The sequence below is a fragment of the Bacillus sp. PK5-006 genome (assembly GCF_054161415.1).
In genome coordinates, this window is record NZ_CP096414.1 from 2524467 (window position 1) to 2545145 (window position 20679).

Genomic DNA, 20679 nt, shown 5'->3' on the forward strand with positions numbered 1-20679 from the left:
TTTTCATTATCGTTCGTCACAGGAGGAAAGCGCAATCATTTATATATACGTATTGATATGAATGCCCTTGCCTTCCTCCATAAACATATCTCGTACAAAGCGTTCCCGCTTTTTTTGCTGTATATTCGTTTCCGCTTCTGTCACTAAGTCCTCTTTTTTCTCCAGCTCTCTGTATATCTTGTCATGAAAGGTGCGAGAAACCTTTGTTACTTTCGCATAGTCTTCTTTATCCTGAGGAGCTGGACGATTGATATATTGAAAATACAGATCCGGCTGAATCGGGGCTATATATCCCATCAAGAACGCCTCCTTTGCTTCTCTTCTATTCTACTATTCCCTAATTATGACTGTTTGAAACACGCCTCATTTGATATGATTAGATGTGTTTCATTTTAAGATTGATTGACTACTGGAGGACTAGCTTTGAAATGCGCACGACGACATGATCGAACGATCTCATTACATACGTATTCGAGAGAACACTATCAATTCCTCCATGACGAGGGAAAAAAAGGACAATTATTCTGCCCATATTGCGGACAACCGGTCTTTTTTAGATTAAATATACATGATGAACCTGCCTTTATTCATAAGCACATATCTCAGCAAGAGATTTGTGAAAAAGCTGAAGAACAAGCAGATCATCATCAAACGGCTGAACAAGAGGAAAAGGCTTCCTATAAAGAACTTGGCGGCTTCCGTTTCCCAACCGGCAAACAGATCATCTCGCAAACGAGCGAATCATATGACTGGCAGGTACCAAGGTCGATTCAATTTAGCGACGCCTTACATTTAGAAGAGAATGAAGAAGTTCATACGATCGACCTCTTCCCGCATATCACCTTTAGCACACCGCAGCTTCAAGCTGTCACACATCAAGATGGTCCGATGCTTGTACTGGCTGGTGCCGGCAGCGGGAAAACAAGAGTCTTGACGGCTAGAGCAGCTTATCTCATGTCCCATCATCATATTCCTGCTCACCATATTTTACTCGTGACCTTCACGACCAAAGCGAGCAGTGAGATGAAAGAAAGGCTGCGCAAGCAATACCAGCTTCATCCTTCACAAGCCAGCCAAGTGGTGACAGGTACCTTCCACAGTCTTTTTTATAAAATGCTGCTTCACGATGACGCAAACAAATGGAACGGCCAGCATCTGATCAAGTTTGACTGGCAAAAGGAGCAATACATTCGAAAAGCCATTATGAATGAGGGACTTGATGAGAAAGACTACCCTACCGATCAAGTACTGCAATCGATCGGCTATTGGAAAAATGCCTTTTTACCAGGTGAACTTCCTGATTTGAAAGATGAAAAGGAAAAACACATGTGGACGATCTATCAATCATATGAACAGCAAAAACGAGATCATCAGCAATTTGACTTTGATGATATGGCGATTGCCTGCTTACATATGCTCACAGAACAGCCAGAACTGCTAAAACGGTATCAAGAACGATTCCAGTATATTTTAGTGGATGAATTTCAGGATATTAATCCAGTGCAATATCAATTAATTCAGCTTTTAGCCGGAGAATCAGAGCAGTTATTTTGTGTAGGGGATGATGATCAAGCCATTTACGCCTTTAGAGGGAGCAATCCAGCTTTCATTCTTGAATTCAAACAGGACTATCCTTCGGCTCAGATCGTCCATTTACATGCGAATTACCGCTCTCATCATACAATTGTCGCAAGTGCTGATGCGATTATTAAGAAAAATCAGCATCGTTATGAGAAGACGTTAAAAGCCGTGCGCGCGGAGAAAATTCCTCCGACGCTCTTCTATCCATATGATGAAGAAGAGGAAGCGACCATGATTGTCGCAGATATTCAGGAGAAAATTAAAAATGGTGCAAAGCCGAATGACTTCTGCGTGCTGTTTCGAACAAATACAGGCGGCCGTGCGATTTATGAACGGCTGCATCAATCGGCGATTCCATATGAGACGGATGCTGGCGTCAAAGCCTTCTACAGCAGACGAATGGTTCGGGTTCTTCTCGCCTTTCTTTCCTTAAGTCAGGATGCAGACGATGTGGCCGCCATAAAACAGCTGCTGCCGGTTTTCTTTTTAAAGCAGCAAACCCTGAATACACTAAAGGCACTGACCATCACAGAAGATTGCTCAATGGTAGAAGCGCTCGGAAAACTGACAGATATACAGCCGTTTCAACAGAAAAAGCTGCAATCAATCGTTCCTTTGTTCCGAACATTACGAACATTAAAGCCATCAGACGCGGTGACATTTATTGAACAAAAGATGGGACTCGGTGATTACTTAAAAAAACGGGTGAACGATACGAATGTACTTGAAAAAGGGGCGGATGATGTACGTGATGTGAAAACAGCCGCCAAACGCTTTGAAACGATTGAAGCCTTTCTCGCACATGCCGAACATATGAAGTCTGCCGAAAAGGAAAAAACAGATGAACCCGGTGTTCAGCTCATGACGATCCACCGCGCAAAGGGACTTGAATTCCAGACAGTATACATCACTTGTGTGGTCGACGGAGCACTGCCTCATGATTTCTCACTGGATGAACTCAGAAACGGTCATGAAGAAGCGCTCGAAGAAGAGCGCCGTTTATTATACGTGGCCATGACAAGAGCTGAACAATCTCTTTATCTGTCTGTTCCTTCATTTAGACGAGGAAAAACGGCTCATCGTTCTCGTTTTTTGTATCCTCTTCTAAAGAAAAACCGTGAATTATTTACGCAAAAACAACAGGCCCCCCTTTAAACGGAGAGCCTGTTGCTTATTTTTTGTTGTTCATCATTTTAGCGATTGTATTGAAATCAAGCTTTTCTTTTCCACTTGTAATCGATTGAACGATTTTGTCTTCCATTTCTTTAGGTACACGTTTGTTCGCAAGCTGTGCTACTTTTTTAATGACACCTCGAACGGTATTCTCATCTTTAAAGTTGGCATTTTGCAAAGAACCTGCAAGTTTAAACACATCATTCATATTCACACCGGTTTTGTTTTCTACGCTTTTAAAGAATTTATTATCCATTCATTTGCCTCCTCTTTGTGGAGTAATCACCTTACTATATGAAAATAGGCGGGATATGTGCCTATCCTAAAGCCTTGTTTGACCAAAGAGAAAGGAAAGCAAAAGGCTTCCCCCTTGCTTCCCTCACCTTCTTACTTTTTAGTAGTTAAAGAAAGAAGCACCAACGATGATTAAAAGGATGAAAAGCACTACGACAAGAACAAATGTTGATCCATATCCGCCGCCGTAGCCACCACCGTAGCCGCCGCAACAACCGCCACCGTAACCGTAACTCATATTTAAGCACCTCCTCTTCTCCCTTACAAAGTATGAAAAATGCAAGAAATGGTTTGGACGATCACATAAAAAAGTGCGGAATTTTTATTTCTGCTGTTTAAAGACGTAATCTGCCTCTGTATGACGCATCATGAATGCTTCTGTTTCTTTCGCAAAAGCCTCCATCTTCACGCCAAATGCTTTTAAGTGCTCCTCAAGATCATTCGCTTTATCCGTTAGATCCATTTCAGCCTTCTCGTGCGCTTGTTCTTTCCCATCATGCGGTTTAGTGAACAAAGAACCGATTAATTGTTCGAATGCATCCATTCTGGTCACCCCTTCTCTCTTACATATGCATCACTCAAAAAAAGGGCAACAAAAAAACCGGATAAATCCGGCTTTTGTTTTTCTCTTCTATTATTGAGGTTTCTTTTTGTTTCCACAGCCGCAGCCATTTTTCTTGATTTTCTTCGTATATACTGATTGTTGATTTGACTGCGCTGGATAACCTTGAAGCATATGTGACGGCGTTTCAGTTGGTTTCATCGCAACCCTTCCTTTCCTATTCCATGATAGTATATGCATTTATTGAAAGCGTGTCTGATCAGAATGCCTGTTTATTTCACAAGCTTCGAGACAACCGCTTCAATGATGCCTGCTGCTGCGGCAATCGCTAATAGTAAATTAAGCCACATGCTGATGACAGGAAAAAGTATGTATATCAGAAGTAAGGCAGCAGTGCACCATATGCCAGTACACCAATAACAGCTTAACAGTTCTCCAATCCAAGACCGCAGTCCTTCCCCTTTAATGATGATATATGTTTCGACCTCACCTTGTTCGTTTACCTCTTCCTGTTCTTCATGAAATAGACGGCGGAATGGCGCAGTAATGGTATCAAACACAATCAGTCTCGTCAGTCTAAAGGATGCGAGGGCAAACACGACAAATGACAAAGCACCGCTCAGAAGCCTCCACCTCCTTCTTTCTTCTTTTTCCGTCCTTTCTTTATATATGCAAGAAAAAAGACCGACATGATGAATCGAGCGGAAATAAAATTGGGTTGTACTTTTTCACACTTTCCGATTCCACCTTGCGTCCTTGTTGCATTAAATAATGTATAGATAAGAAAGGAGTGAAAGTATTGTCTATTGAAGAAAGTGCTGAAAAATTGTATACACAACTGTTAAACGAATTAATCAGCAATTATGATGATTTCATTGAGATCAAAGATTCCGAAAATGTCACAATTCATAAAACAGATGTAACAGCCGCACTCTCCCTTCAAGCGACCGTAACGACAATCATTACTCTTTTAATCCAAATTCTTGTACCAGACGATGAATTGGCTGCTGACATCACAGACCAGCTTTTATCCACACAACAAGTGGAAGTCCAAAAGAAAACTGTGATTCAAATCATCAACTGCTATAACATTACGATAACATTATCAGATGCATCCATTATGAACTCCGTCCAAATTCTCACTCAAACATTGAATGTGCTCTTAGTTGAAGTCGGCATTCTTTGACCCTTTCTTTTTCTAATGACGTATGAAAGAGGTGAAATCATCGTGGCTGAAGAGAACGAAAAAAAGGAGTTTCAAATCAATACGGATATTGATCCATTAACAAGTCTTCTTGTCAGTGATGTGTTAAACAAAAACAATATCACTGATGATCAGAAAGCAAAAATTTCAGACGATCAAAGAAGAATGATTTTGAAATTAGTCGAGGACTTACAAAAGAAAGCAAATGATTTCGTAGAACAGCAGCAGGAGAAAAAAAGGCAGGCTGAGGCAGCAAAACAGCCGGAAGAAGTAGTGCCTGAACCAAAAGTACGTCCAAATCGAAACTCACTTCGAAATCGTATTCAGCAGCGTCGTAATGCGCAGCGTAATAACGATTAAATAAAAATGGGTTGCCTGCTAGGGTAAATGCCCGAGACAAAACCACGCATTCCAGCATTTAATAAAGTAAACGGAAGGAGGAATAGAAATGGATTCTAAACCATATTCTTGGGTCGCTCTAGATCGTAACTGTACACACCACGGACACCACAGACACCACGAACACCACGACGATTGCAACTATGAAAGAAAAGCACTTTGTGACGATTATTATGATGATGAAGATATCTTACAAGACTTGGATCAAGTAAGCTTCACAAAGCAGACATCTGAGGAAGTCATTATCGTCAGAGACTCTTGTGACATTAACGTATCTTCTGTCGATGCACAGGTTGCAGCATCTATCCAAGTAGCGATTCAAACAGCGATCATCACCATTACAAATATCTCAATCGCAGACGGTGATTTGGCAGACCGCGTCACGCAGGATCTCTTACAAGCTGCTACTCACAAACAAACAAACCGCCAAAAACTTGTCATCGAAAATTCAAGAAACGTTACAGTCTCTACAATCGATGCGGACATCTCTATCGCAATCCAAACACTTACACAAACTCTTGTTGCGACAATCGTTGCAATCGGCATCCTCTAATGTCCAAAAGCAGAGCGAAAAGCTCTGCTTTTCCTTTTATAAAAATACAACAAATATAAATGGTCATTTACCCACACCAACTAGAGGGCGCATACATATGTTGTTAAGGACTAAAGTCAAATACCTTGTTAAAGGAGCTGAAATCCATGAGCTGCGGAAAACACCATGGCCGACATGATGAAAACTGTGTATGCGATGCGGTTGATAAGATTTTAGCAGAGCAGGAAGCTGTAGAAGATAAATGTCCTACGAGCTGCTACAGTAATTTATTAAGCCCAACAGTTTCTGGAAAAGATACGATTCCGTTTTTACTTTTTGATAAAAAGGGCGGGTTGTTCTCTACTTTCGGAAACATTGGAGGATTCGTTGACGATTGCCAATGCTTCGAATCTATTTTCTTCCGGGTTGAAAAATTACACGACTGCTGTGCTACGTTATCTGTATTAAGACCAGTTGATGTACACGGACATACGCTGAGCGTGTGTCACCCTTGTGACCCTGACTTCTTTGGTCTAGAAAAAACGGACTTTTGTATTGAGGTTGATTTAAACTGCTTCTGCGCAATCCAATGCTTAAACCCAGAGCTTGTCGACAGAGTCATGCCATCGAAAGATAAAAAGCATCATCACCACGGCTAAATCAACAGGCCGCTGATCTAACTTGTCATGAGTCAAAGCATCCCCTTCCTCACGAATGACAGCCAATCATGCGGAGCAGTCAGCATAAGAAGCGGCCGCTTCCGCATTGGTTAAAAGTAGAAGCACGAGCCGGCAAAGATAGCTTGTAGATGATGACAGTGCTCAAACACTCAAACAAATTTCCTAGTATAGGAGGGTTGAATATGAGCCGCAACCATTCATGGAGCTGTGTAACAGAGGCTGTTGAAAACATTAGCGACTTGCAAAATGCTGTCAAAGAAGAGTGCCCGACCAGCTGTTACAGCAATCTCCTTTCTCCATCACATTCATTAGGTGACACTGTCCCGTTTGTTCTCTTTACATCCAAATCAAAACCATTCGTCGCATTCGGAAACGTCGGAGAAGTAGATCCAGGTCCTTGCTTCAGCACTGCATTTTTCAGAGTCGAACACATCTGTGATCACTGCGCAACACTCAGCTTGCTTATCGCATTTGACAAAGACCGTCATATTTTAGATTTTACAGATAAAGATTCCTTATGTGATGTGTTCCGATTAGAAAAATCGAAATATTGCATTGAAGTAGACCTTGACTGCTTCTGCGCAATCGAGTGCCTAAACCCACGACTCATCAATCGTAACTGCTAACAAAAAAAGTCCCTATAAGGGACTTTTTTTATTAGTTAAAAACCTAGCGGATGGATGGAAGTAATCTCAGCAATCGCTAATTCGACTGGATTTCCCCCGCCTGCTGTACGAATGATCACAGTATCATCTTTTCGATCCATGATGATTCCTCTATATGTTTTACCATCAGCTTCAATCAGACAAAGAGCTCTTGGCATATTATGAGGCAGTCTTGTGAGAAAATCGACTTTTTCATCAATACTCATCTGACTTAAAGGCTTTTTCACTCGTTTTCTTCTTGGTTCTTCTTTTGTTTCATGAAAGACACCTTCTGGCTGATTTCCCTCTTCTTCTTGAGGCTCTCGCTTTTGTATGAGCTCTGGTTCTTGCGAGATTTCTTGTTCCTGTGTACGTTCGGCTTCTTGTGTATCCTCTTGTTCCTGTGTAGCCTCTGCTTCTTGTGTGATCTCTTGTTCTTCTGTAAACTCAGATTCGTTTGTCATATCTCGTTCTTGTTGAAGTTTAGGCGGCTCAGCTTCTTTTTTATGCTCTATTTCTTGAGCGGCAGGTTCCTCCTGCGTGCTTTCTTTGATTACATCTTTTGCATTGGTCTCACTTTCTGGCTGTTTTTCTGATTTCTTTCGCTTTCTCACAATATTTTGCATGGCCGGCTTTGATTCTTGATAGCTCGGCTGAACAATATACATCAGCGGCTTTTGATTCTCATCACCTTTATTTGACATACTAATCCCTCCCGAATGATTCATTCCTTATATATATGAACGGAGGCCTTAAATCAGAAGAAAAATAAAAAAACAGCATACCCTTCATTGGTATGCTGCAAGTCATGTATTCGTTTAGCGGGCAATGATATGGAAGCCGGAATCAACATGCAGATTCTCACCTGTCATGCCGCGAGATAGATCACTGAATAAGAATAGAGCTGTATCGCCAACTTCTTCAGGAGTTGTTGTACGGCGGAGCGGTGCACGCTCTTCAATATCCTTCAGAATGGTATTAAAGCCGCTGATGCCCTTTGCAGATAACGTACGAATTGGACCAGCAGAAATGCTGTTCACGCGGATACCTTCTGCGCCTAAATCAGCTGCTAAATATTTCACACTTGCTTCAAGTGATGCTTTCGCTACACCCATTACGTTGTAGTTTGATACAACACGCTCTCCGCCTAGGTATGTAAGCGTCACAATGCTTCCACCCTCTGTCATCAATGGACGTGCTGCTTTTGCTACAGCAGTTAATGAGTATGCACTAATGTTGTGTGCCAAAAGGAAACCTTCACGGTTCGTGTTCAAGTATTCGCCTACAAGCTCTTCCTTGTTTGCAAATGCAATGGCATGCGCAACGCCATGAATGACTTGTACTTTTTCTTTAATTGCAGCGAAACATTTTTCGATTTCTTCGTCACTTGTCACGTCACATGGAAGAATAATAGAATCATCACGCTCAAGTGTGCTTGCCAGCTCTTTTACCGATTCAGCAAGACGATCTCCAACATAAGTAAAAATCAAACGAGCTCCAGCTTCATGAAGTGAGCGGGCAATTCCCCAAGCGATGCTTCGTTTATTGGCAACACCCATAACCACGATATTACGGCCTTCTAAAGAAAAGTTCATATGTAATAAAGCCTCCTATTTTTTCAAGACATAGTATTAGTACCTGATCATAATATTATCACAGATCATAAGAGAATGACAATTTCCGCTGAAAGAAAGTTTCATTTTCGCGAAAAAACCGTCTTCATAAGTGAAGACGGTTCGATTCCTTTATCATTTGATTCTGTTTTGCTGATAAGCAAAATGGTTCGTAGGTCCGTGTCCAGATCCAATACGTAAAGGGAATTTAATGGCTTCATGAACAAAGGTTTCTGCTGTTTCAAAGGCTTCCTGCATCGAATATCCTTTCGCAATTTCAGCTGTTAATGCTGCTGCAAACGTGCAGCCTGTGCCATGTGTATGCGGTGTATCAATATGTTCATTTGTGACTTCAATAAAGCCTTTTCCATCATACAGCAGGTCTGTAATCATCCCATCAGATGGACCATGGCCGCCTTTAATCACGACATGTTTCGTACCTAGCTCATAAAGGCGCTCCGCTGCCACATAGCGGTCCTTTTTCGTCTGAATTTGTATCCCTGTCAGTACTTCTGCCTCAGGAAGATTCGGCGTTACAGCATAGCTGACAGGCAGCAAGTGTGTTTTCATCGCAGCGACCGCATCTTCATTTAATAAAGAGGCCCCTCCTTTTGCGATCATGACTGGATCTACAATCAGCTTCATATCATATTGAACCGTTTTTTCAGCTACAATCTTGATCATGTCTGCACTCCACAGCATCCCTGTTTTGACGGCATCTGGCGGTAAGTCTTCTGCCACTGCATCTATTTGACGCTCTAACGCCTCAATTGAAAGCGGGTATATCCCGTGAACACCTAGTGTGTTTTGCGCAGTAATCGCTGTGATCGCAGACATTCCGTACACACCGAGCTCCTGAAAAGTTTTCAAATCTGCCTGAATACCTGCTCCGCCGCCAGAATCAGAACCCGCGATTGTGAATGCTTTTTTGATCGTCATTTCTTCACACCTCTCATTAGCCAATCCATTGATGATAAATGGTTCTTGCTTTGGCAATATCATTCGTACCATGTACAAGCGCTCTGCCATCTTTAAATAAGACAAGCTTAAACTCATCCTTTTGACACGAAAGCAAATATGGATTCTCAAGCACATCCATTCCTGCTTTCTTTAACCGAAGAGCTACTTCATGTAAAGGCGGCGGTGTTTCTGCTGCACTGCGGATTTGTACCGTATTGCGGCCGCATAGTACATCTGCCTTCGCTCTCTTGTCATATGAAAGAAATGGATAGGTCTTCAGTCCACAGCTTGGACATTGCTTCTTCTTTAAAGACGCGGCCGACCGAATGTCAGAGCGTTCATTTTTCCATAAATCGAAGGATTTTAAAATTGGCGTCACTTGATGTCCTGTTAAATATTTAAGTGCATCTGCCACTTGATATGCCGCCACCTGCTGCACAACTGGACTAATGATACCTGCTGTATCACATGTCATGCCTTGGGCGGGCAAATGTTCAAGCAGACAGTGTAAACACGGCGTCTCACCAGGGATCACTGTGAATTGAATGCCATAACTGGCGACACAGGCCCCATAAAGGAACGGTATTTGATGTTTGACAGCGGCATCATTTGCTATCATTCTTACCTCAAAATTATCCGCTGCATCGACAATGATTGAAGCCTCACTGACAAGTTCGTCAATATTGTGAGCAGTCACATCGATTACGATTCCTTTGATGTGCACGTCACTGTTTACTTGCTTGAGTCTTTTTTCAGCCGCCACAGCTTTTGGCAGTCGATCCTTCACGTCTTGCTCCGTGTAAAGCTGCTGACGCTGAAGGTTGCTCCATTCAATATAATCTCGGTCCAAAATGGTGACAGATCCAACGCCGGCACGAACGAGCATTTCAGCACTTGCGGTTCCAAGTGCCCCCGCTCCAATAATGACCGCCTTTGAGTCATTTAGCCGCTTTTGTCCCTCTGTTCCAATTGGCTGAAAAAGCTCTTGGCGTGAATAACGAGTGCTCAAAATGTCGGCATTCCTTCCTGTGGACTGCTCGCTGTCCCATAGTTTTTCAGCGGAATACGTCCTGCCTCATAGCCTAGTCTTCCTGATTCAATCGCGAGTTTCATTGCTTTTGCCATTTTCACAGGATCCTTTGCACCAGAGACAGCGGTATTTAGTAATACAGCGTCTGCTCCAAGCTCCATCGCATAAGCTGCATCCTTCGGAGAACCTACGCCAGCATCAATAATGACCGGCACCTTCGCCTGCTCAATAATAAATGAGAGATTCAAAGGATTTAGTAAGCCTTGGCCTGAACCAATCGGTGAAGCACCAGGCATGATAGCATGGACACCGAGTTCTTCTAATTTTCTTGCCAGCACCACATCATCAGATGTATATGGCAGCACGATAAATCCTTCTTCGAGCAGCATTTCAGATGCTTTTAATGTTTCAACTGGATCTGGCAGAAGAGACCTTGAACAACCAATGACTTCTACCTTAATCATGTCACAAAGCCCAGAAGCCTTTGCTAAACGGGCAATACGCACTGCCTCTTCTGCTGTACTTGCTCCAGCTGTATTCGGAAGCAGCGTATATTTTGATAAATCAAGCTGCTCCAAAAAATTAGGCTGAGATGCTTCGAATATGTTCATTCTTCTGACGGCAAAGGTTAAAATTTCGGCTTCCGATACGTTCACCGCTTCTTTTTGAACCTCAAATGATGGGTACTTTCCTGTTCCGAGTAATAGTCTTGATGTGAATGTTTTTCCGCCAATGTGCAGCATTGGGTCATCCTCCTCCTACGAAATGAACGATTTCAATCGTGTCATTTGGTTGAATTTCTACTTGTTGAAACGCTTCTTTATCAATGATTTCATGGTTCTTTTCAACGATCACCACACGGTTTTCAAGCTGATAGGCTGATAGCAGATCATAGATCGTTCCATTCTCTTGATCGAAATCAACGATTCTGCCATTCAATTGAATCTTCATACGAATAGTGCCTCCTTTCGTCCAATACGAAACGCGTGAAGCCATTCCTCTTTGACCGGTTCGCCTAATATCAGGTCACGAATGATTTCTCCAGTAATCGGCGCAAGTAAAATGCCATTCCTGTAATGCCCTGCAGCAAAAAGAATACGCTTGTCTTCTGGATGTCTTCCGATATAAGGATGCCGGTCGTTTGTCGCCGGACGAAGGCCTGCCCAGCACTCTTCAATCGGCATCTCCTTAATAGAAGGCATAAGCTGAGACGCCTTTTGAATCACAGCTTCCATGCCGCCAAGCGTTGGAACAGCCTGCCACTCGTTTGGCTTCATTGTTGCGCCGATAACAAGCTTTCCGCTATCTCGCTGAACGATATAACAATGATCATGATAAATGGTGTGTGCGAGCGCCGGACCATTATTCCATACAGACACACATTCCCCTTTTACTGGATAAAGAGAATGCGATAATCCGAGTTCTTCAAAAAAACGGCCAGACCATACACCACTTGCGACTGTCAGATCATCACATGTGAATGTGCCCTTCGTTGTTCTGACAGTTAACGCTTCTTTGTCCCGCTTCACTTCGATCACAGGTGTACACTCTTTCACATCTGCCCCGTACCGGACGGCCGCCTGCCATAAAGCCCTGCATACAGCGTAAGGTTCCACATGCACATCCTCTTCAATCAAACCTGCTCCCAGCATGTGATCTGTAACTTGAGGCATGCATTTTTTTACGCTGCTTGCGTCAAGCCATTTAAATGTAGACAAATGCTGCATCCGGCAAAGGGCTTGTTTCTCTTCTTCTGTAAAGGCGACCTTCATGATACCGCCCGCTGAAGTTCGAATATCAATGCCTGATTCATGCAGAAGATCGACTTTTAATTTTTCGTACAATGCCTGGCTTGCTCTGCCTGCCTGAAAGAAAACATCCTCATGACCCTCTCCTTCAGCATGTGCACCGAGCATCCCGGCAGCCGCACTTGTCGTTTGCTTCCCTATCTCATTCGCTTCAAATAAGACCACTTGTTTTCCTGCTTTTGCAAGGTGATAGGCGATGGAGACCCCTATGATTCCACCACCAATGATTGCAACGTCATAATGCTTTTTCATAAGGATTCTCCTTTACCTTTTCAAAAAATGCTTGTGCCATCATACGCGGCTGATGATGAGCAAAAATCCCAGACATGACAGCAATTCCTTTCACATTTGCTTGTTTCAATTCTGGAACTCGTTCTGGGGTCACCCCGCCGATGGCCACCACTGGAATTGTTAGTTCAGAAGTCAGTTCTTTCACAAGCTGTACACCTCTTGCCTGAAGTCCTGGTTTACAAGAGGTAGCATATATGTGCCCAAACATGACATACTCTGCTCCATTTTTCTCTGCTGCTTTCGCTTCTTCTATCGAATGGACAGATACTCCCGCATGAAGATGAGGAAATTTTTTTCGCAGTTCTTTTGGCGAAAAGCTGTGGCCTGGGAGATGCACCCTGTGAATATTGGTAAGCAGTGCAACGTCTACTCTGTCATTGATCACGAGCTTTTCTTTCGGTACACCTTCTAAAAGGAGATTCTTCACGAGATCAACAAGCTCACTCGCAGTTTTAGACCGTTCACGAATATGAATAAAATCCACTTCAGACGCTATAACTTTTATTTGTTTGATCAGTTCACCCGCAGGAAGGGAATCATTTGTCACTGCGTGGAGTTCCATTTGCACCAACCCCATCTAAGCATGCTGTTTGCCACATTTCTTTTTGATACGCCATCTCCCAAAAGTGATATTCATAATAGCTTGAAATCACGAAATTTTCTTTCATATTGGCCCGTACATGGTCTGGTGCTTTTTCTGCTAGTTCATCAAAGCGGTTCACCTGTTCGAAGACGAGTTCCTTAAACCAATCGCCTCCGTATGTCAAAATCCATTCTTGGTAAATTGGATGGTCAGGTGTTGTTTGTTTCAGCTTTTCACCTACCTCATAATAGAGCCAGTAACACGGTAATAATGCGGCTAAAATCTCTTCAAACCGTCCGCTTTTTACAGATCGGTACATATGAGAGGTATACGCATAAGCAGTGGGAGAAGGCTTAAAGTTCTCAATGGCTTCATCAGAAATTTGCAGAAGCTCTGTAAATTTCCTATGCAGCGACAGCTCTGCTTCATACGTGCCCTGGGCATGATACGCCATTCTGCCCGTCGTATGTAAGTCATCACTTATCGCCGCTCCATATGCCTGCACCTTTGCAAAATGAGTTAAATAATAAGAATCCTGCATCACGTAATAGGTGAAACGATCGAGTGAAAGTGTGCCATCTCCAATCCCTTTGACAAAAGGATGTGTAAAGCTTCCATTCCACCATGTTGCTGCAGCCTCTTTACATTCTGTTGAAAACGTCATGTTCCTCTCCTCCTGTTTTTCCATATAAAAAAGCCACTTTCCGCGTGGAAAGTGGCTTGGAATTTGTAAAAAGCATAGTCAAAAACCGCACCACTTCCCTACGCAGGTATGAACCTGTTCAGGTAATGAGGGTCTAAAAGTCGACACTTTTATCTCAGCCCTTTTAAAGGACTCCCCTAGTGGATCAAATATATGATGTTGTACCTCTATCTTAATCAGGAATTGTTCATTGGTCAAGGGTTCATTGTCATTCTAATTGGGCTCTTAGTCCTGCCACATACTCTCGGGAGCCCGATACAAGCACACGGTCGCCGCTTCTAAGTGTCGTATCGCCATGCGGTACTAAGCTGTCTACCCCTCTAAAAATGCGGACAAATACCAAATCACCGGTGAAAGGAAATTCTCTCAGCATGACATTATGATAACGATGATTGTTCATTTGAATTTGATACAAAGAAGAATCCTCATTTGTTAGCAATCGAATCGCATCAGGTGCTTCAATCAAAGCTCTTAGCACCGTTTTAGATGACAGGAAAGTAGAAAACGTATCAATTCCCGCTTCCTTCAATATCAGCTCTGCCTCTGCTTTGTTGACACTTGCAATGACTTGTTTTGAACCTTCTTCTTTTGCAAATAAAGCAATTTCCTTATTTTTCGTCTCACTGCCTGTTGCGACGACAAGAACATCTTCTTGGCCGACGCCTGCCTTTCTCAGCGTCTCATCATCGTATTGTTCAATTGATTCGACTTCAAAGATAGAGTCTGCCAGCAGCGCTTCCTTATTTTCTTGAAATACATGCAAAATCCGAATATCATATTCATCCTGATGTAAGTCAAGTGTGACAGGTAAAGTCAGCTGATTTGCACCAATAAAGGTCACACGCTTCTTATGGCTTGCCGCTTGTTCTTTTTTAAACAGCGCTTTAAACCAAACAGGTGTTAAAATACTTGTTAACACAGCAACTAAAATCAGCGCTCCTGACATTTTATGATCAATGACACCGAGCCGCTCACCAATCGTCGCAGCTGCAATGACGAGAGATAAAGTTGAAGTTAATAAAAAGCCAGAGCCAATGACCTTTTTCATGTCATACCATTTTTTCAAATAAAGAATCGGGATGAGCTTACTTATAAGCAGTGCAATAAACAGAAGCGGAATCATGATCATAATCGTCGGATCCTTAAACAGTGCCCATATATTTAGATCCACTCCGACCATCACAAAAAAGATCGGGATTAAAAATCCGTAGCCAAATGAGTCCAGCTGCTGAACGAGTTCTTTATTTGGCGAAAGAAGGGACACAAGCACGCCAGCTAAAAACGCCCCTAGAATATTTTCAGCCCCGAGTGATTCAGATAAGGCAACTAAGACTATAATGAGAGTAAAGATTGCCCTTGTCCCAATTTGCACGGTTCCTTTAGACATCGACTGAAAAATTGACTTAGTCTTAAATACGCGGCCAAATAAATAAAGAAGAATGCCTGCAGCAAATAATAAGAGCAGGAGCCACATGTTCCCTGTTCCATCTCCATAAATGGAGGAAAACACAGCAAGCAAAATCATCGTGACCAAATCGGCAATGACAGCTACAAGCAGAATGATTTGACCGATATTCGTCTGCATCAACTTTTCCTCTTTTAAGGTTGGCACCACTACGCCTAATGAAATGGTAGAGATAATGAGCGTCATTAAAAAGGCATTTTGGATAAACCCTGCGAGTACAAACGCATAGGACAGGATAAAAGACATACAAAATACCCCAAGAAAAATCATGGTGGCTGCTTTAAATGTATTTGGTTCTTTTAAACCATTTGGGAGTTCTCGTGCTTTCTTCTTTGACTCAAAAGAAGAAAAATCTATTTCAAGTCCACTTAAAAACATCAGAAAAATAAAACCGAGCATGGATAATGTATCTAACCACGCATCATGTTCGACAACCAGTTGAAGACCGCTTTTCCCAATGATGAGCCCCATGATGATTTCAGCTACAACGACCGGAATGGTCAGCTTAAATCGGTGCAATAAAATAGGGGTGAAAAAGGCGACAATTATAACGACAACGAGTGATGAAACAGATGTATGCTCCATTGGCTAAAGCCTCCTAACATTCATGTTTAATTTTTTAAGTCTTACGTTAAAGCATTGATTCTAACAATTGCCCAAATGAAATGAAAGCCATTCGTTATATTTTCTAAAATTCAAACTTCTTTATATCCGATGAATGGATGAAAAAATCAGGAGGAAACCTTATGAAATTCGATATTATTGGTGATATCCATGGCTGCTACGAAGAGCTGCTTACCCTCATACACAAACTAGGATACGAACTCAAACATGGATTACCCGTCCATCCTGATAAGAGAACGCTGGCCCTTGTTGGTGATCTAACAGATCGTGGACCTCGGTCAGTAGACGTCATGCGATTTGTCATTCATGCCTATTCACACGGCGCAATCCGTTATGTACCTGGCAACCACTGCTTTAAGCTTTATCGCTACTTAAAAGGAAATCCCGTCAAATTGCTTCATGGCATCGAAACCACAGTGCACGAAATAAAAAAACTGCCAATCCATGAACAAAACAAATTGTCACATGAATTTAAGCAGTTATTCGAGAAGGCTCCGCTTTATGATGTACTCATTCCTGATGAGCTGATCATTGCACACGCAGCGATGAAGGAAAAGGATATTGGAAAAAAGCCGAATAAACAAATGCGGTCCTATTTATTATTTGGTGCCGTCACAGGAGAAACATGGCCAGATGGGCGGCCTGTTCGCAAGGACTGGGCAAAGGAATATCACGGAAAACCGTGGATTGTGTATGGCCATACACCAGTGAAAGAACCTCGATTCGTTGGCAGAACGGTCAATATTGATACAGGCTGCGTATTTGGCAACAAGCTGTCTGCCCTCACATACCCTGAGCTTAAAACGGTCTCCGTTCCTTCATCCATGCCTTATGACGATTCTAGATTTCAGCATTTCACATCATAAAAAAACCCGGCCCTGCGCTGCAGGTGACCGGGTTTCTCTATGTTAAAAAAGCAATGATTTCATATCATCAGGAAGCGGGGCTGAAAATGTCATTTGCTCACCTGTCATCGGATGAGGAAACGCAAGGGTTTCACTATGCAGTGCCTGCCGGTCTATCCGCTCGGTCGTTCCGCCATACAGCGTATCTCCGATGAGCGGATGCCCAAGAAATTGCATATGAACACGAATTTGATGTGTTCTCCCGGTTTCAAGTGAGAGAGACACATCCGACATGTTCAACTCAGCGATTACCGCTCGCACGGAATAATGCGTTACTGCCTCCTGCCCAGCATCATCAACCATCCGCTCGATAATACTATCCCCTTTCCGGGCAATTTTTGCAGCGATCGTTCCATGTTTTTCTGTGATCATGCCATGTGTAAAGGCTCTGTATGTTCGTTTAACCGCTCCACTTTTTTGCGCCTTTGATAAAAGGCTATGGGCAAACCGATGCTTCGCCACAAGCATGACACCAGATGTATCACGATCAAGACGGTTTACCAAATGAACCGTATGCCTAACAGACTGCTTGGCATAATGATGCAGTAATCCATTCGCAATACTGTGCTCAGGGTGCTCCCGAGAAGGGATCGAAGGAATATACGGCCTTTTATTCAGCACAAGGACATGCTCGTCCTCAAATATAATATCAAGTGGAATCGGTGCAGGCTTCAGCCCTTCACTCACTTTTTCCTCGGGAAATAAAATGGTGAGTCTGTCCCCTTCATGCAGCTCGCACTTCACGGTAACATGCTCTCCATTAATGAGGAGGTCACCGCCATCAAACTTAATATCCGTCAGCATTCTTTTCGAAATACCAAGATCAATTAAATATTCCTTTAAAAGCAGCCCTTCTTCTTTGGCTGTTATGGTTTTGTTTAACGTAAAGTATTCCAGCGGGAACAACCTCTTTCTTATTCTCCTTTTCCGATAAAGGAATCTTGCACCCTTTTCCAAAACGGAAACGGTCTAAATCTGGCAAAACGGACATTCTCGTCTGCCACCCGGCATTGAATGGATTTGACGTCTTTATGAAGCAGTGTCAAATGATCAATGGTCACCTGAAAATCGACATCATTCCTCGGTTTAATCACACAAGTATGATGGTCAGGCAAAATAAGCGGTGAACCGACCGTCCGAAACACTCGGTTGTTGATTGAAGCCATTTCCGCCAGCTGAATGGCTCTAATGGAAGGATGAATAATGGCGCCACCCAGTGCCTTATTATAGGCCGTACTGCCAGATGGTGTAGACAGACAAAGGCCGTCACCTCTAAATGTTTCAAACAGCTGGCCTCTAATTTCAACATCTGCCACAAGTGTCCCTTCCATGCTTTTAATCGTACATTCATTCATTGCTAAATATTTCTCTTCTCTGCCGCCGTCGTTGTATCTGACAATAACTTCTAAGATCGGATATTCCACAATATGATAAGGCGTTTTCGCAATGGCTAAGACGAGTTTTTCAATTTCACTCGGCACCCAGTCAGCATAGAAGCCAAGATGACCTGTATGAACACCGACAAAAGCTGTTTCATTTAGACGGTCGCTATAACGGTGAAACGCATAAAGAAGGGTGCCGTCTCCACCAACCGTAATGACAAGATCGGGTTCCTCTTCATTTAGTTCCATACCAAAATCCAATAAGTAGGTCTGAATTTTACTTTTGAGTGTGTCAGATACAGAATTCCCTTTTGAAGAAACTGCAAATTTCATGAATTCTTCTCCTTTTTCACCTTGCTGCTATGAGAGGGCAGCATCATATTTGATCAAACTGGCTCAGCTGTCGTTTTTCTTTTTCCGGGAAAATGCCACTTGTGCTTCTTGAATTTCCCCTCTGATTTCGGACATTTCTTCATCGAGACGAGATGCTGCCTCAGATGCTCTTTGAAGGCGCAGCTTGACCTTCTCCGGGATATTCCCGCTATATTTATAATTCAGAGAATGCTCAATGGTCGCCCAAAAGTTCATCGCAAGCGTACGAATTTGGATTTCGACGAGGAGCTGTTTCTCTCCACTTACGGTTTGCAGCGGATATAACACAACAAGGTGGTAAGAGCGGTATCCGCTTTCTTTATGTTCTGCAATATAGTCGCGTTTATCTACAACCACAAAATCTTTACGTGACTGGAGCATTTTTTTCACGACTTGTATATCTTCTACAAACTGGCACATAATGCGAAGCCCAGCAATATCCTGCATCGTTTCAATCTCATGCATCGGGATGTTTTTACGCTTTGCCTTTTCTAATATGCTGGCAACGGGTTTCACTCGGCCTGTGACAAATTCTACTGGTGAATGGTCATCCTCGAATTCATACAGCTTTCGAATGCCTTTTAGTTTCACTTTTAATTCTTCGACTGCTTGTTTATACGGTGCGAGGAATTGATCCCATTGTTTTTTGTCCATGAAACTTCCCCCAATTCCATATACCTAATTATTTCAGAGGAATGTGCTTTTCACTTTCTCTTCCATATCTCCGTAATTGGCATTGTCTTTAATATTGTCGATTAAATAATGTAATTCCTGTTGAAGCTGAATGAGTTCCAGCGAATATTCATCCGATGCCAAATAGACAGGGATGTCACGATTCATTGCTTCTTTTAATGGAGCCCATGTATGTTCCCCTAAAATAAGATACGAAAAGGACTCCTCGGTTTCAAGTATGTAAACGAACGCAAAGTGATCAGAATCAACAAGCATTTGTCCTGATGCTTTTGCTTTTTGGATTTGCTCTTCTGACTGGATTGTCAAAATCAGCCTGTCTTCTTTTAAAGTTGCTTCTGTGATTTCAATTCTGTTTTGCATCATGATCTCCTTTACAACAAAGTACAGCTTTATTTTATCATATCAAGTTCAATATTGATAAACCGAACTTTTTGAGAAAATCCTGTTTTTCTCTTTTAAATGATCCTTTCCCAAGATTCTTCATTCATTTTGGTCCATACCTAAATTGAAAATAGAGAGAAAAAAACAGTCTTTTACATGGTGAACACACTTCATGTACAATAATCATATTTCCTCTAATGAAAGGTTGATGTCAAAATGGCACAGGAAATTGAAATCGAACTAAAGCAATTATTAATGAAAGAAGAATTTGAACAGCTGAAACAGCATTTTCAATTGAAGGAAGCGGATTTCCATACGCAAACCAACTATTATTTTGATACACCTCAATTTGATATAAAATCTCAATTGGCTGCATTAAGAATGAGAGAAAAAAACGGTCAATGGGTGCTCACATTAAAGGAACCTCACGAAATAGGCTTGCTCGAAACCCACCAAACGATCGCTCCCCCATCTCAACTTGACGATTTTGAGCTGCCAGATGGTGAAGTTGCGGAAAGATTAGACCACCTGAACATTCAAAAGGATCAAATTGTGTACTTTGGTTCACTTGAAACGTCAAGAGCAGAAAAAATGATTCAAGAAGGCTTAATTGTTTTGGATCACAGCCGATATTTAACAGTAGAGGACTATGAACTTGAATTTGAAGTGAGCGACCTGGAAATCGGACAAGCCGCTTTCTCCGCATTGCTCCGCAAATTTCATATTCCAGTACGAAACACGAAAAACAAAGTCGTTCGTTTTTATGAAGAAAAAATGAAAACACAGAATAGATGAATTCC

Annotated in this window: 28 protein-coding genes and 1 riboswitch; of the genes, 8 read left to right on the top strand and 20 right to left on the bottom strand. The window is 42.3% G+C overall.

Features of this window, described 5'->3' with window-relative positions:
• Positions 1-39: 39 nt before the first annotated feature.
• Positions 40-297, bottom strand: coding sequence for a hypothetical protein (locus tag M1D84_RS13125; RefSeq protein WP_458106295.1), 258 nt, complete (start codon positions 295-297; stop codon positions 40-42).
• A gap of 126 nt (positions 298-423) precedes the next feature.
• Here M1D84_RS13125 and M1D84_RS13130 point away from each other — a divergent pair, with 126 nt between their 5' ends.
• Positions 424-2736, top strand: a complete 2313-nt coding sequence (locus M1D84_RS13130; protein WP_122631195.1) for a UvrD-helicase domain-containing protein — start codon at positions 424-426, stop codon at positions 2734-2736.
• Positions 2737-2752: 16 nt separating this feature from the next.
• Here the strand turns inward: M1D84_RS13130 and M1D84_RS13135 are convergent, their stop codons facing one another.
• The 5 genes from M1D84_RS13135 to M1D84_RS13155 all read right to left on the bottom strand — a co-directional run bounded on the left by M1D84_RS13135 (position 2753) and on the right by M1D84_RS13155 (position 4233).
• Positions 2753-3010 carry a stage VI sporulation protein F gene (locus M1D84_RS13135; protein ID WP_008348417.1) on the bottom strand — a complete coding sequence of 86 codons (258 nt, stop codon included), beginning with the start codon at positions 3008-3010 and terminating at the stop codon, positions 2753-2755.
• A 138-nt stretch (positions 3011-3148) separates the two neighbouring features.
• Positions 3149-3286 carry a YjcZ family sporulation protein gene (locus M1D84_RS13140; RefSeq protein WP_024425009.1) on the bottom strand — a complete coding sequence of 46 codons (138 nt, stop codon included), beginning with the start codon at positions 3284-3286 and terminating at the stop codon, positions 3149-3151.
• 84 nt (positions 3287-3370) lie between these two features.
• The gene (locus tag M1D84_RS13145; protein ID WP_024425010.1) at positions 3371-3592 is read right to left on the bottom strand and encodes a hypothetical protein; all 222 of its coding nucleotides are present in this window, start codon (positions 3590-3592) and stop codon (positions 3371-3373) included.
• A 90-nt stretch (positions 3593-3682) separates the two neighbouring features.
• Positions 3683-3811, bottom strand: a complete 129-nt coding sequence (locus tag M1D84_RS13150; RefSeq protein ID WP_259279657.1) for a hypothetical protein — start codon at positions 3809-3811, stop codon at positions 3683-3685.
• A gap of 71 nt (positions 3812-3882) precedes the next feature.
• Positions 3883-4233, bottom strand: a complete 351-nt coding sequence (locus M1D84_RS13155) for a DUF1360 domain-containing protein (RefSeq protein WP_024425011.1) — start codon at positions 4231-4233, stop codon at positions 3883-3885.
• A 167-nt stretch (positions 4234-4400) separates the two neighbouring features.
• Between M1D84_RS13155 and M1D84_RS13160 the strand changes: the two genes are divergently transcribed.
• The 5 genes from M1D84_RS13160 (at position 4401) to M1D84_RS13180 (ending at position 7051) form a co-directional block, all read left to right on the top strand.
• On the top strand, positions 4401-4796 hold the full coding sequence (locus tag M1D84_RS13160; protein WP_238550033.1) for a spore coat protein: 396 nt from the start codon (positions 4401-4403) through the stop codon (positions 4794-4796).
• A 42-nt stretch (positions 4797-4838) separates the two neighbouring features.
• Positions 4839-5174 (top strand): hypothetical protein, encoded by a 336-nt coding sequence (locus M1D84_RS13165; protein WP_024425013.1) that lies wholly within the window; start codon positions 4839-4841, stop codon positions 5172-5174.
• An 88-nt stretch (positions 5175-5262) separates the two neighbouring features.
• Positions 5263-5766: a spore coat protein gene (locus M1D84_RS13170; protein ID WP_024425014.1), complete on the top strand. Its 504-nt coding sequence runs from the start codon at positions 5263-5265 to the stop codon at positions 5764-5766.
• 146 nt (positions 5767-5912) lie between these two features.
• A complete protein-coding gene (locus M1D84_RS13175) occupies positions 5913-6404 on the top strand; it encodes a CotY/CotZ family spore coat protein (protein ID WP_003211658.1) in 492 nt (163 codons plus the stop codon).
• A 203-nt stretch (positions 6405-6607) separates the two neighbouring features.
• Positions 6608-7051 carry a CotY/CotZ family spore coat protein gene (locus M1D84_RS13180; RefSeq protein WP_024425015.1) on the top strand — a complete coding sequence of 148 codons (444 nt, stop codon included), beginning with the start codon at positions 6608-6610 and terminating at the stop codon, positions 7049-7051.
• 35 nt (positions 7052-7086) lie between these two features.
• On the opposite strand, the gene M1D84_RS13185 is transcribed toward M1D84_RS13180, so the two are convergent.
• The 10 genes from M1D84_RS13185 to M1D84_RS13230 all read right to left on the bottom strand — a co-directional run bounded on the left by M1D84_RS13185 (position 7087) and on the right by M1D84_RS13230 (position 16107).
• Positions 7087-7773, bottom strand: coding sequence for a CotO family spore coat protein (locus M1D84_RS13185; protein ID WP_458106296.1), 687 nt, complete (start codon positions 7771-7773; stop codon positions 7087-7089).
• A gap of 114 nt (positions 7774-7887) precedes the next feature.
• Positions 7888-8664 carry an enoyl-ACP reductase FabI gene (gene fabI, locus M1D84_RS13190; protein WP_024425017.1) on the bottom strand — a complete coding sequence of 259 codons (777 nt, stop codon included), beginning with the start codon at positions 8662-8664 and terminating at the stop codon, positions 7888-7890.
• A 153-nt stretch (positions 8665-8817) separates the two neighbouring features.
• A complete protein-coding gene (thiD, locus tag M1D84_RS13195) occupies positions 8818-9621 on the bottom strand; it encodes a bifunctional hydroxymethylpyrimidine kinase/phosphomethylpyrimidine kinase (protein WP_025093418.1) in 804 nt (267 codons plus the stop codon).
• 16 nt (positions 9622-9637) lie between these two features.
• Positions 9638-10651, bottom strand: a complete 1014-nt coding sequence (locus tag M1D84_RS13200; protein WP_214755265.1) for a thiazole biosynthesis adenylyltransferase ThiF — start codon at positions 10649-10651, stop codon at positions 9638-9640.
• Positions 10648-11415: a thiazole synthase gene (locus M1D84_RS13205; RefSeq protein WP_041117145.1), complete on the bottom strand. Its 768-nt coding sequence runs from the start codon at positions 11413-11415 to the stop codon at positions 10648-10650. Before M1D84_RS13205 ends, M1D84_RS13200 begins: the two co-directional genes overlap by 4 nt.
• A gap of 4 nt (positions 11416-11419) precedes the next feature.
• Positions 11420-11623, bottom strand: coding sequence for a sulfur carrier protein ThiS (gene thiS, locus M1D84_RS13210; protein ID WP_024426466.1), 204 nt, complete (start codon positions 11621-11623; stop codon positions 11420-11422).
• Entirely contained in the window at positions 11620-12732 is a 1113-nt protein-coding gene (gene thiO, locus M1D84_RS13215) for a glycine oxidase ThiO (RefSeq protein ID WP_025093415.1), read from the bottom strand. Before thiO ends, thiS begins: the two co-directional genes overlap by 4 nt.
• Positions 12716-13333 (bottom strand): thiazole tautomerase TenI, encoded by a 618-nt coding sequence (gene tenI / locus M1D84_RS13220; protein ID WP_151862963.1) that lies wholly within the window; start codon positions 13331-13333, stop codon positions 12716-12718. Before tenI ends, thiO begins: the two co-directional genes overlap by 17 nt.
• Entirely contained in the window at positions 13308-14018 is a 711-nt protein-coding gene (gene tenA / locus M1D84_RS13225) for a thiaminase II (RefSeq protein ID WP_073204737.1), read from the bottom strand. Before tenA ends, tenI begins: the two co-directional genes overlap by 26 nt.
• A 78-nt stretch (positions 14019-14096) precedes the next feature.
• Positions 14097-14206: riboswitch (TPP riboswitch) on the bottom strand.
• Positions 14207-14265: 59 nt separating this feature from the next.
• Positions 14266-16107 (bottom strand): monovalent cation:proton antiporter family protein, encoded by a 1842-nt coding sequence (locus M1D84_RS13230; protein ID WP_458106297.1) that lies wholly within the window; start codon positions 16105-16107, stop codon positions 14266-14268.
• A 161-nt stretch (positions 16108-16268) separates the two neighbouring features.
• On the opposite strand from M1D84_RS13230, the gene prpE reads away from it, so the two are divergent.
• On the top strand, positions 16269-17012 hold the full coding sequence (gene prpE, locus M1D84_RS13235; RefSeq protein WP_073204732.1) for a bis(5'-nucleosyl)-tetraphosphatase PrpE: 744 nt from the start codon (positions 16269-16271) through the stop codon (positions 17010-17012).
• Positions 17013-17054: 42 nt separating this feature from the next.
• Here prpE and M1D84_RS13240 read toward each other — a convergent pair whose 3' ends face one another.
• The 4 genes from M1D84_RS13240 to M1D84_RS13255 all read right to left on the bottom strand — a co-directional run bounded on the left by M1D84_RS13240 (position 17055) and on the right by M1D84_RS13255 (position 19858).
• A complete protein-coding gene (locus tag M1D84_RS13240; RefSeq protein ID WP_073204729.1) occupies positions 17055-17957 on the bottom strand; it encodes an RluA family pseudouridine synthase in 903 nt (300 codons plus the stop codon).
• A gap of 8 nt (positions 17958-17965) precedes the next feature.
• Positions 17966-18766 carry an NAD kinase gene (locus M1D84_RS13245; RefSeq protein WP_003211364.1) on the bottom strand — a complete coding sequence of 267 codons (801 nt, stop codon included), beginning with the start codon at positions 18764-18766 and terminating at the stop codon, positions 17966-17968.
• A 63-nt stretch (positions 18767-18829) separates the two neighbouring features.
• On the bottom strand, positions 18830-19459 hold the full coding sequence (locus M1D84_RS13250; RefSeq protein WP_024425028.1) for a GTP pyrophosphokinase: 630 nt from the start codon (positions 19457-19459) through the stop codon (positions 18830-18832).
• A gap of 33 nt (positions 19460-19492) precedes the next feature.
• Positions 19493-19858: a UPF0738 family protein gene (locus tag M1D84_RS13255; RefSeq protein WP_024425029.1), complete on the bottom strand. Its 366-nt coding sequence runs from the start codon at positions 19856-19858 to the stop codon at positions 19493-19495.
• 237 nt (positions 19859-20095) lie between these two features.
• Between M1D84_RS13255 and M1D84_RS13260 the strand changes: the two genes are divergently transcribed.
• A complete protein-coding gene (locus M1D84_RS13260) occupies positions 20096-20674 on the top strand; it encodes a CYTH domain-containing protein (protein WP_458106298.1) in 579 nt (192 codons plus the stop codon).
• Positions 20675-20679: the final 5 nt, after the last annotated feature.

Excerpts from the sequence above, each read along its gene's own strand:
- M1D84_RS13125 (WP_458106295.1), bottom strand. The coding sequence starts at position 297 with ATGGGATATATAGCCCCGATTCAGCCGGATCTGTATTTTCAATATATC.
- M1D84_RS13135 (WP_008348417.1), bottom strand. The coding sequence starts at position 3,010 with ATGGATAATAAATTCTTTAAAAGCGTAGAAAACAAAACCGGTGTGAAT.
- M1D84_RS13140 (WP_024425009.1), bottom strand. The coding sequence starts at position 3,286 with ATGAGTTACGGTTACGGTGGCGGTTGTTGCGGCGGCTACGGTGGTGGC.
- M1D84_RS13145 (WP_024425010.1), bottom strand. The coding sequence starts at position 3,592 with ATGGATGCATTCGAACAATTAATCGGTTCTTTGTTCACTAAACCGCAT.
- M1D84_RS13150 (WP_259279657.1), bottom strand. The coding sequence starts at position 3,811 with ATGAAACCAACTGAAACGCCGTCACATATGCTTCAAGGTTATCCAGCG.
- M1D84_RS13170 (WP_024425014.1), top strand. The coding sequence starts at position 5,263 with ATGGATTCTAAACCATATTCTTGGGTCGCTCTAGATCGTAACTGTACA.
- M1D84_RS13175 (WP_003211658.1), top strand. The coding sequence starts at position 5,913 with ATGAGCTGCGGAAAACACCATGGCCGACATGATGAAAACTGTGTATGC.
- M1D84_RS13180 (WP_024425015.1), top strand. The coding sequence starts at position 6,608 with ATGAGCCGCAACCATTCATGGAGCTGTGTAACAGAGGCTGTTGAAAAC.
- M1D84_RS13185 (WP_458106296.1), bottom strand. The coding sequence starts at position 7,773 with ATGTCAAATAAAGGTGATGAGAATCAAAAGCCGCTGATGTATATTGTT.
- fabI (WP_024425017.1), bottom strand. The coding sequence starts at position 8,664 with ATGAACTTTTCTTTAGAAGGCCGTAATATCGTGGTTATGGGTGTTGCC.
- thiD (WP_025093418.1), bottom strand. The coding sequence starts at position 9,621 with ATGACGATCAAAAAAGCATTCACAATCGCGGGTTCTGATTCTGGCGGC.
- M1D84_RS13205 (WP_041117145.1), bottom strand. The coding sequence starts at position 11,415 with ATGCTGCACATTGGCGGAAAAACATTCACATCAAGACTATTACTCGGA.
- thiS (WP_024426466.1), bottom strand. The coding sequence starts at position 11,623 with ATGAAGATTCAATTGAATGGCAGAATCGTTGATTTCGATCAAGAGAAT.
- thiO (WP_025093415.1), bottom strand. The coding sequence starts at position 12,732 with ATGAAAAAGCATTATGACGTTGCAATCATTGGTGGTGGAATCATAGGG.
- tenI (WP_151862963.1), bottom strand. The coding sequence starts at position 13,333 with ATGGAACTCCACGCAGTGACAAATGATTCCCTTCCTGCGGGTGAACTG.
- tenA (WP_073204737.1), bottom strand. The coding sequence starts at position 14,018 with ATGACGTTTTCAACAGAATGTAAAGAGGCTGCAGCAACATGGTGGAAT.
- M1D84_RS13230 (WP_458106297.1), bottom strand. The coding sequence starts at position 16,107 with ATGGAGCATACATCTGTTTCATCACTCGTTGTCGTTATAATTGTCGCC.
- prpE (WP_073204732.1), top strand. The coding sequence starts at position 16,269 with ATGAAATTCGATATTATTGGTGATATCCATGGCTGCTACGAAGAGCTG.
- M1D84_RS13245 (WP_003211364.1), bottom strand. The coding sequence starts at position 18,766 with ATGAAATTTGCAGTTTCTTCAAAAGGGAATTCTGTATCTGACACACTC.
- M1D84_RS13250 (WP_024425028.1), bottom strand. The coding sequence starts at position 19,459 with ATGGACAAAAAACAATGGGATCAATTCCTCGCACCGTATAAACAAGCA.
- M1D84_RS13255 (WP_024425029.1), bottom strand. The coding sequence starts at position 19,858 with ATGCAAAACAGAATTGAAATCACAGAAGCAACTTTAAAAGAAGACAGG.
- M1D84_RS13260 (WP_458106298.1), top strand. The coding sequence starts at position 20,096 with ATGGCACAGGAAATTGAAATCGAACTAAAGCAATTATTAATGAAAGAA.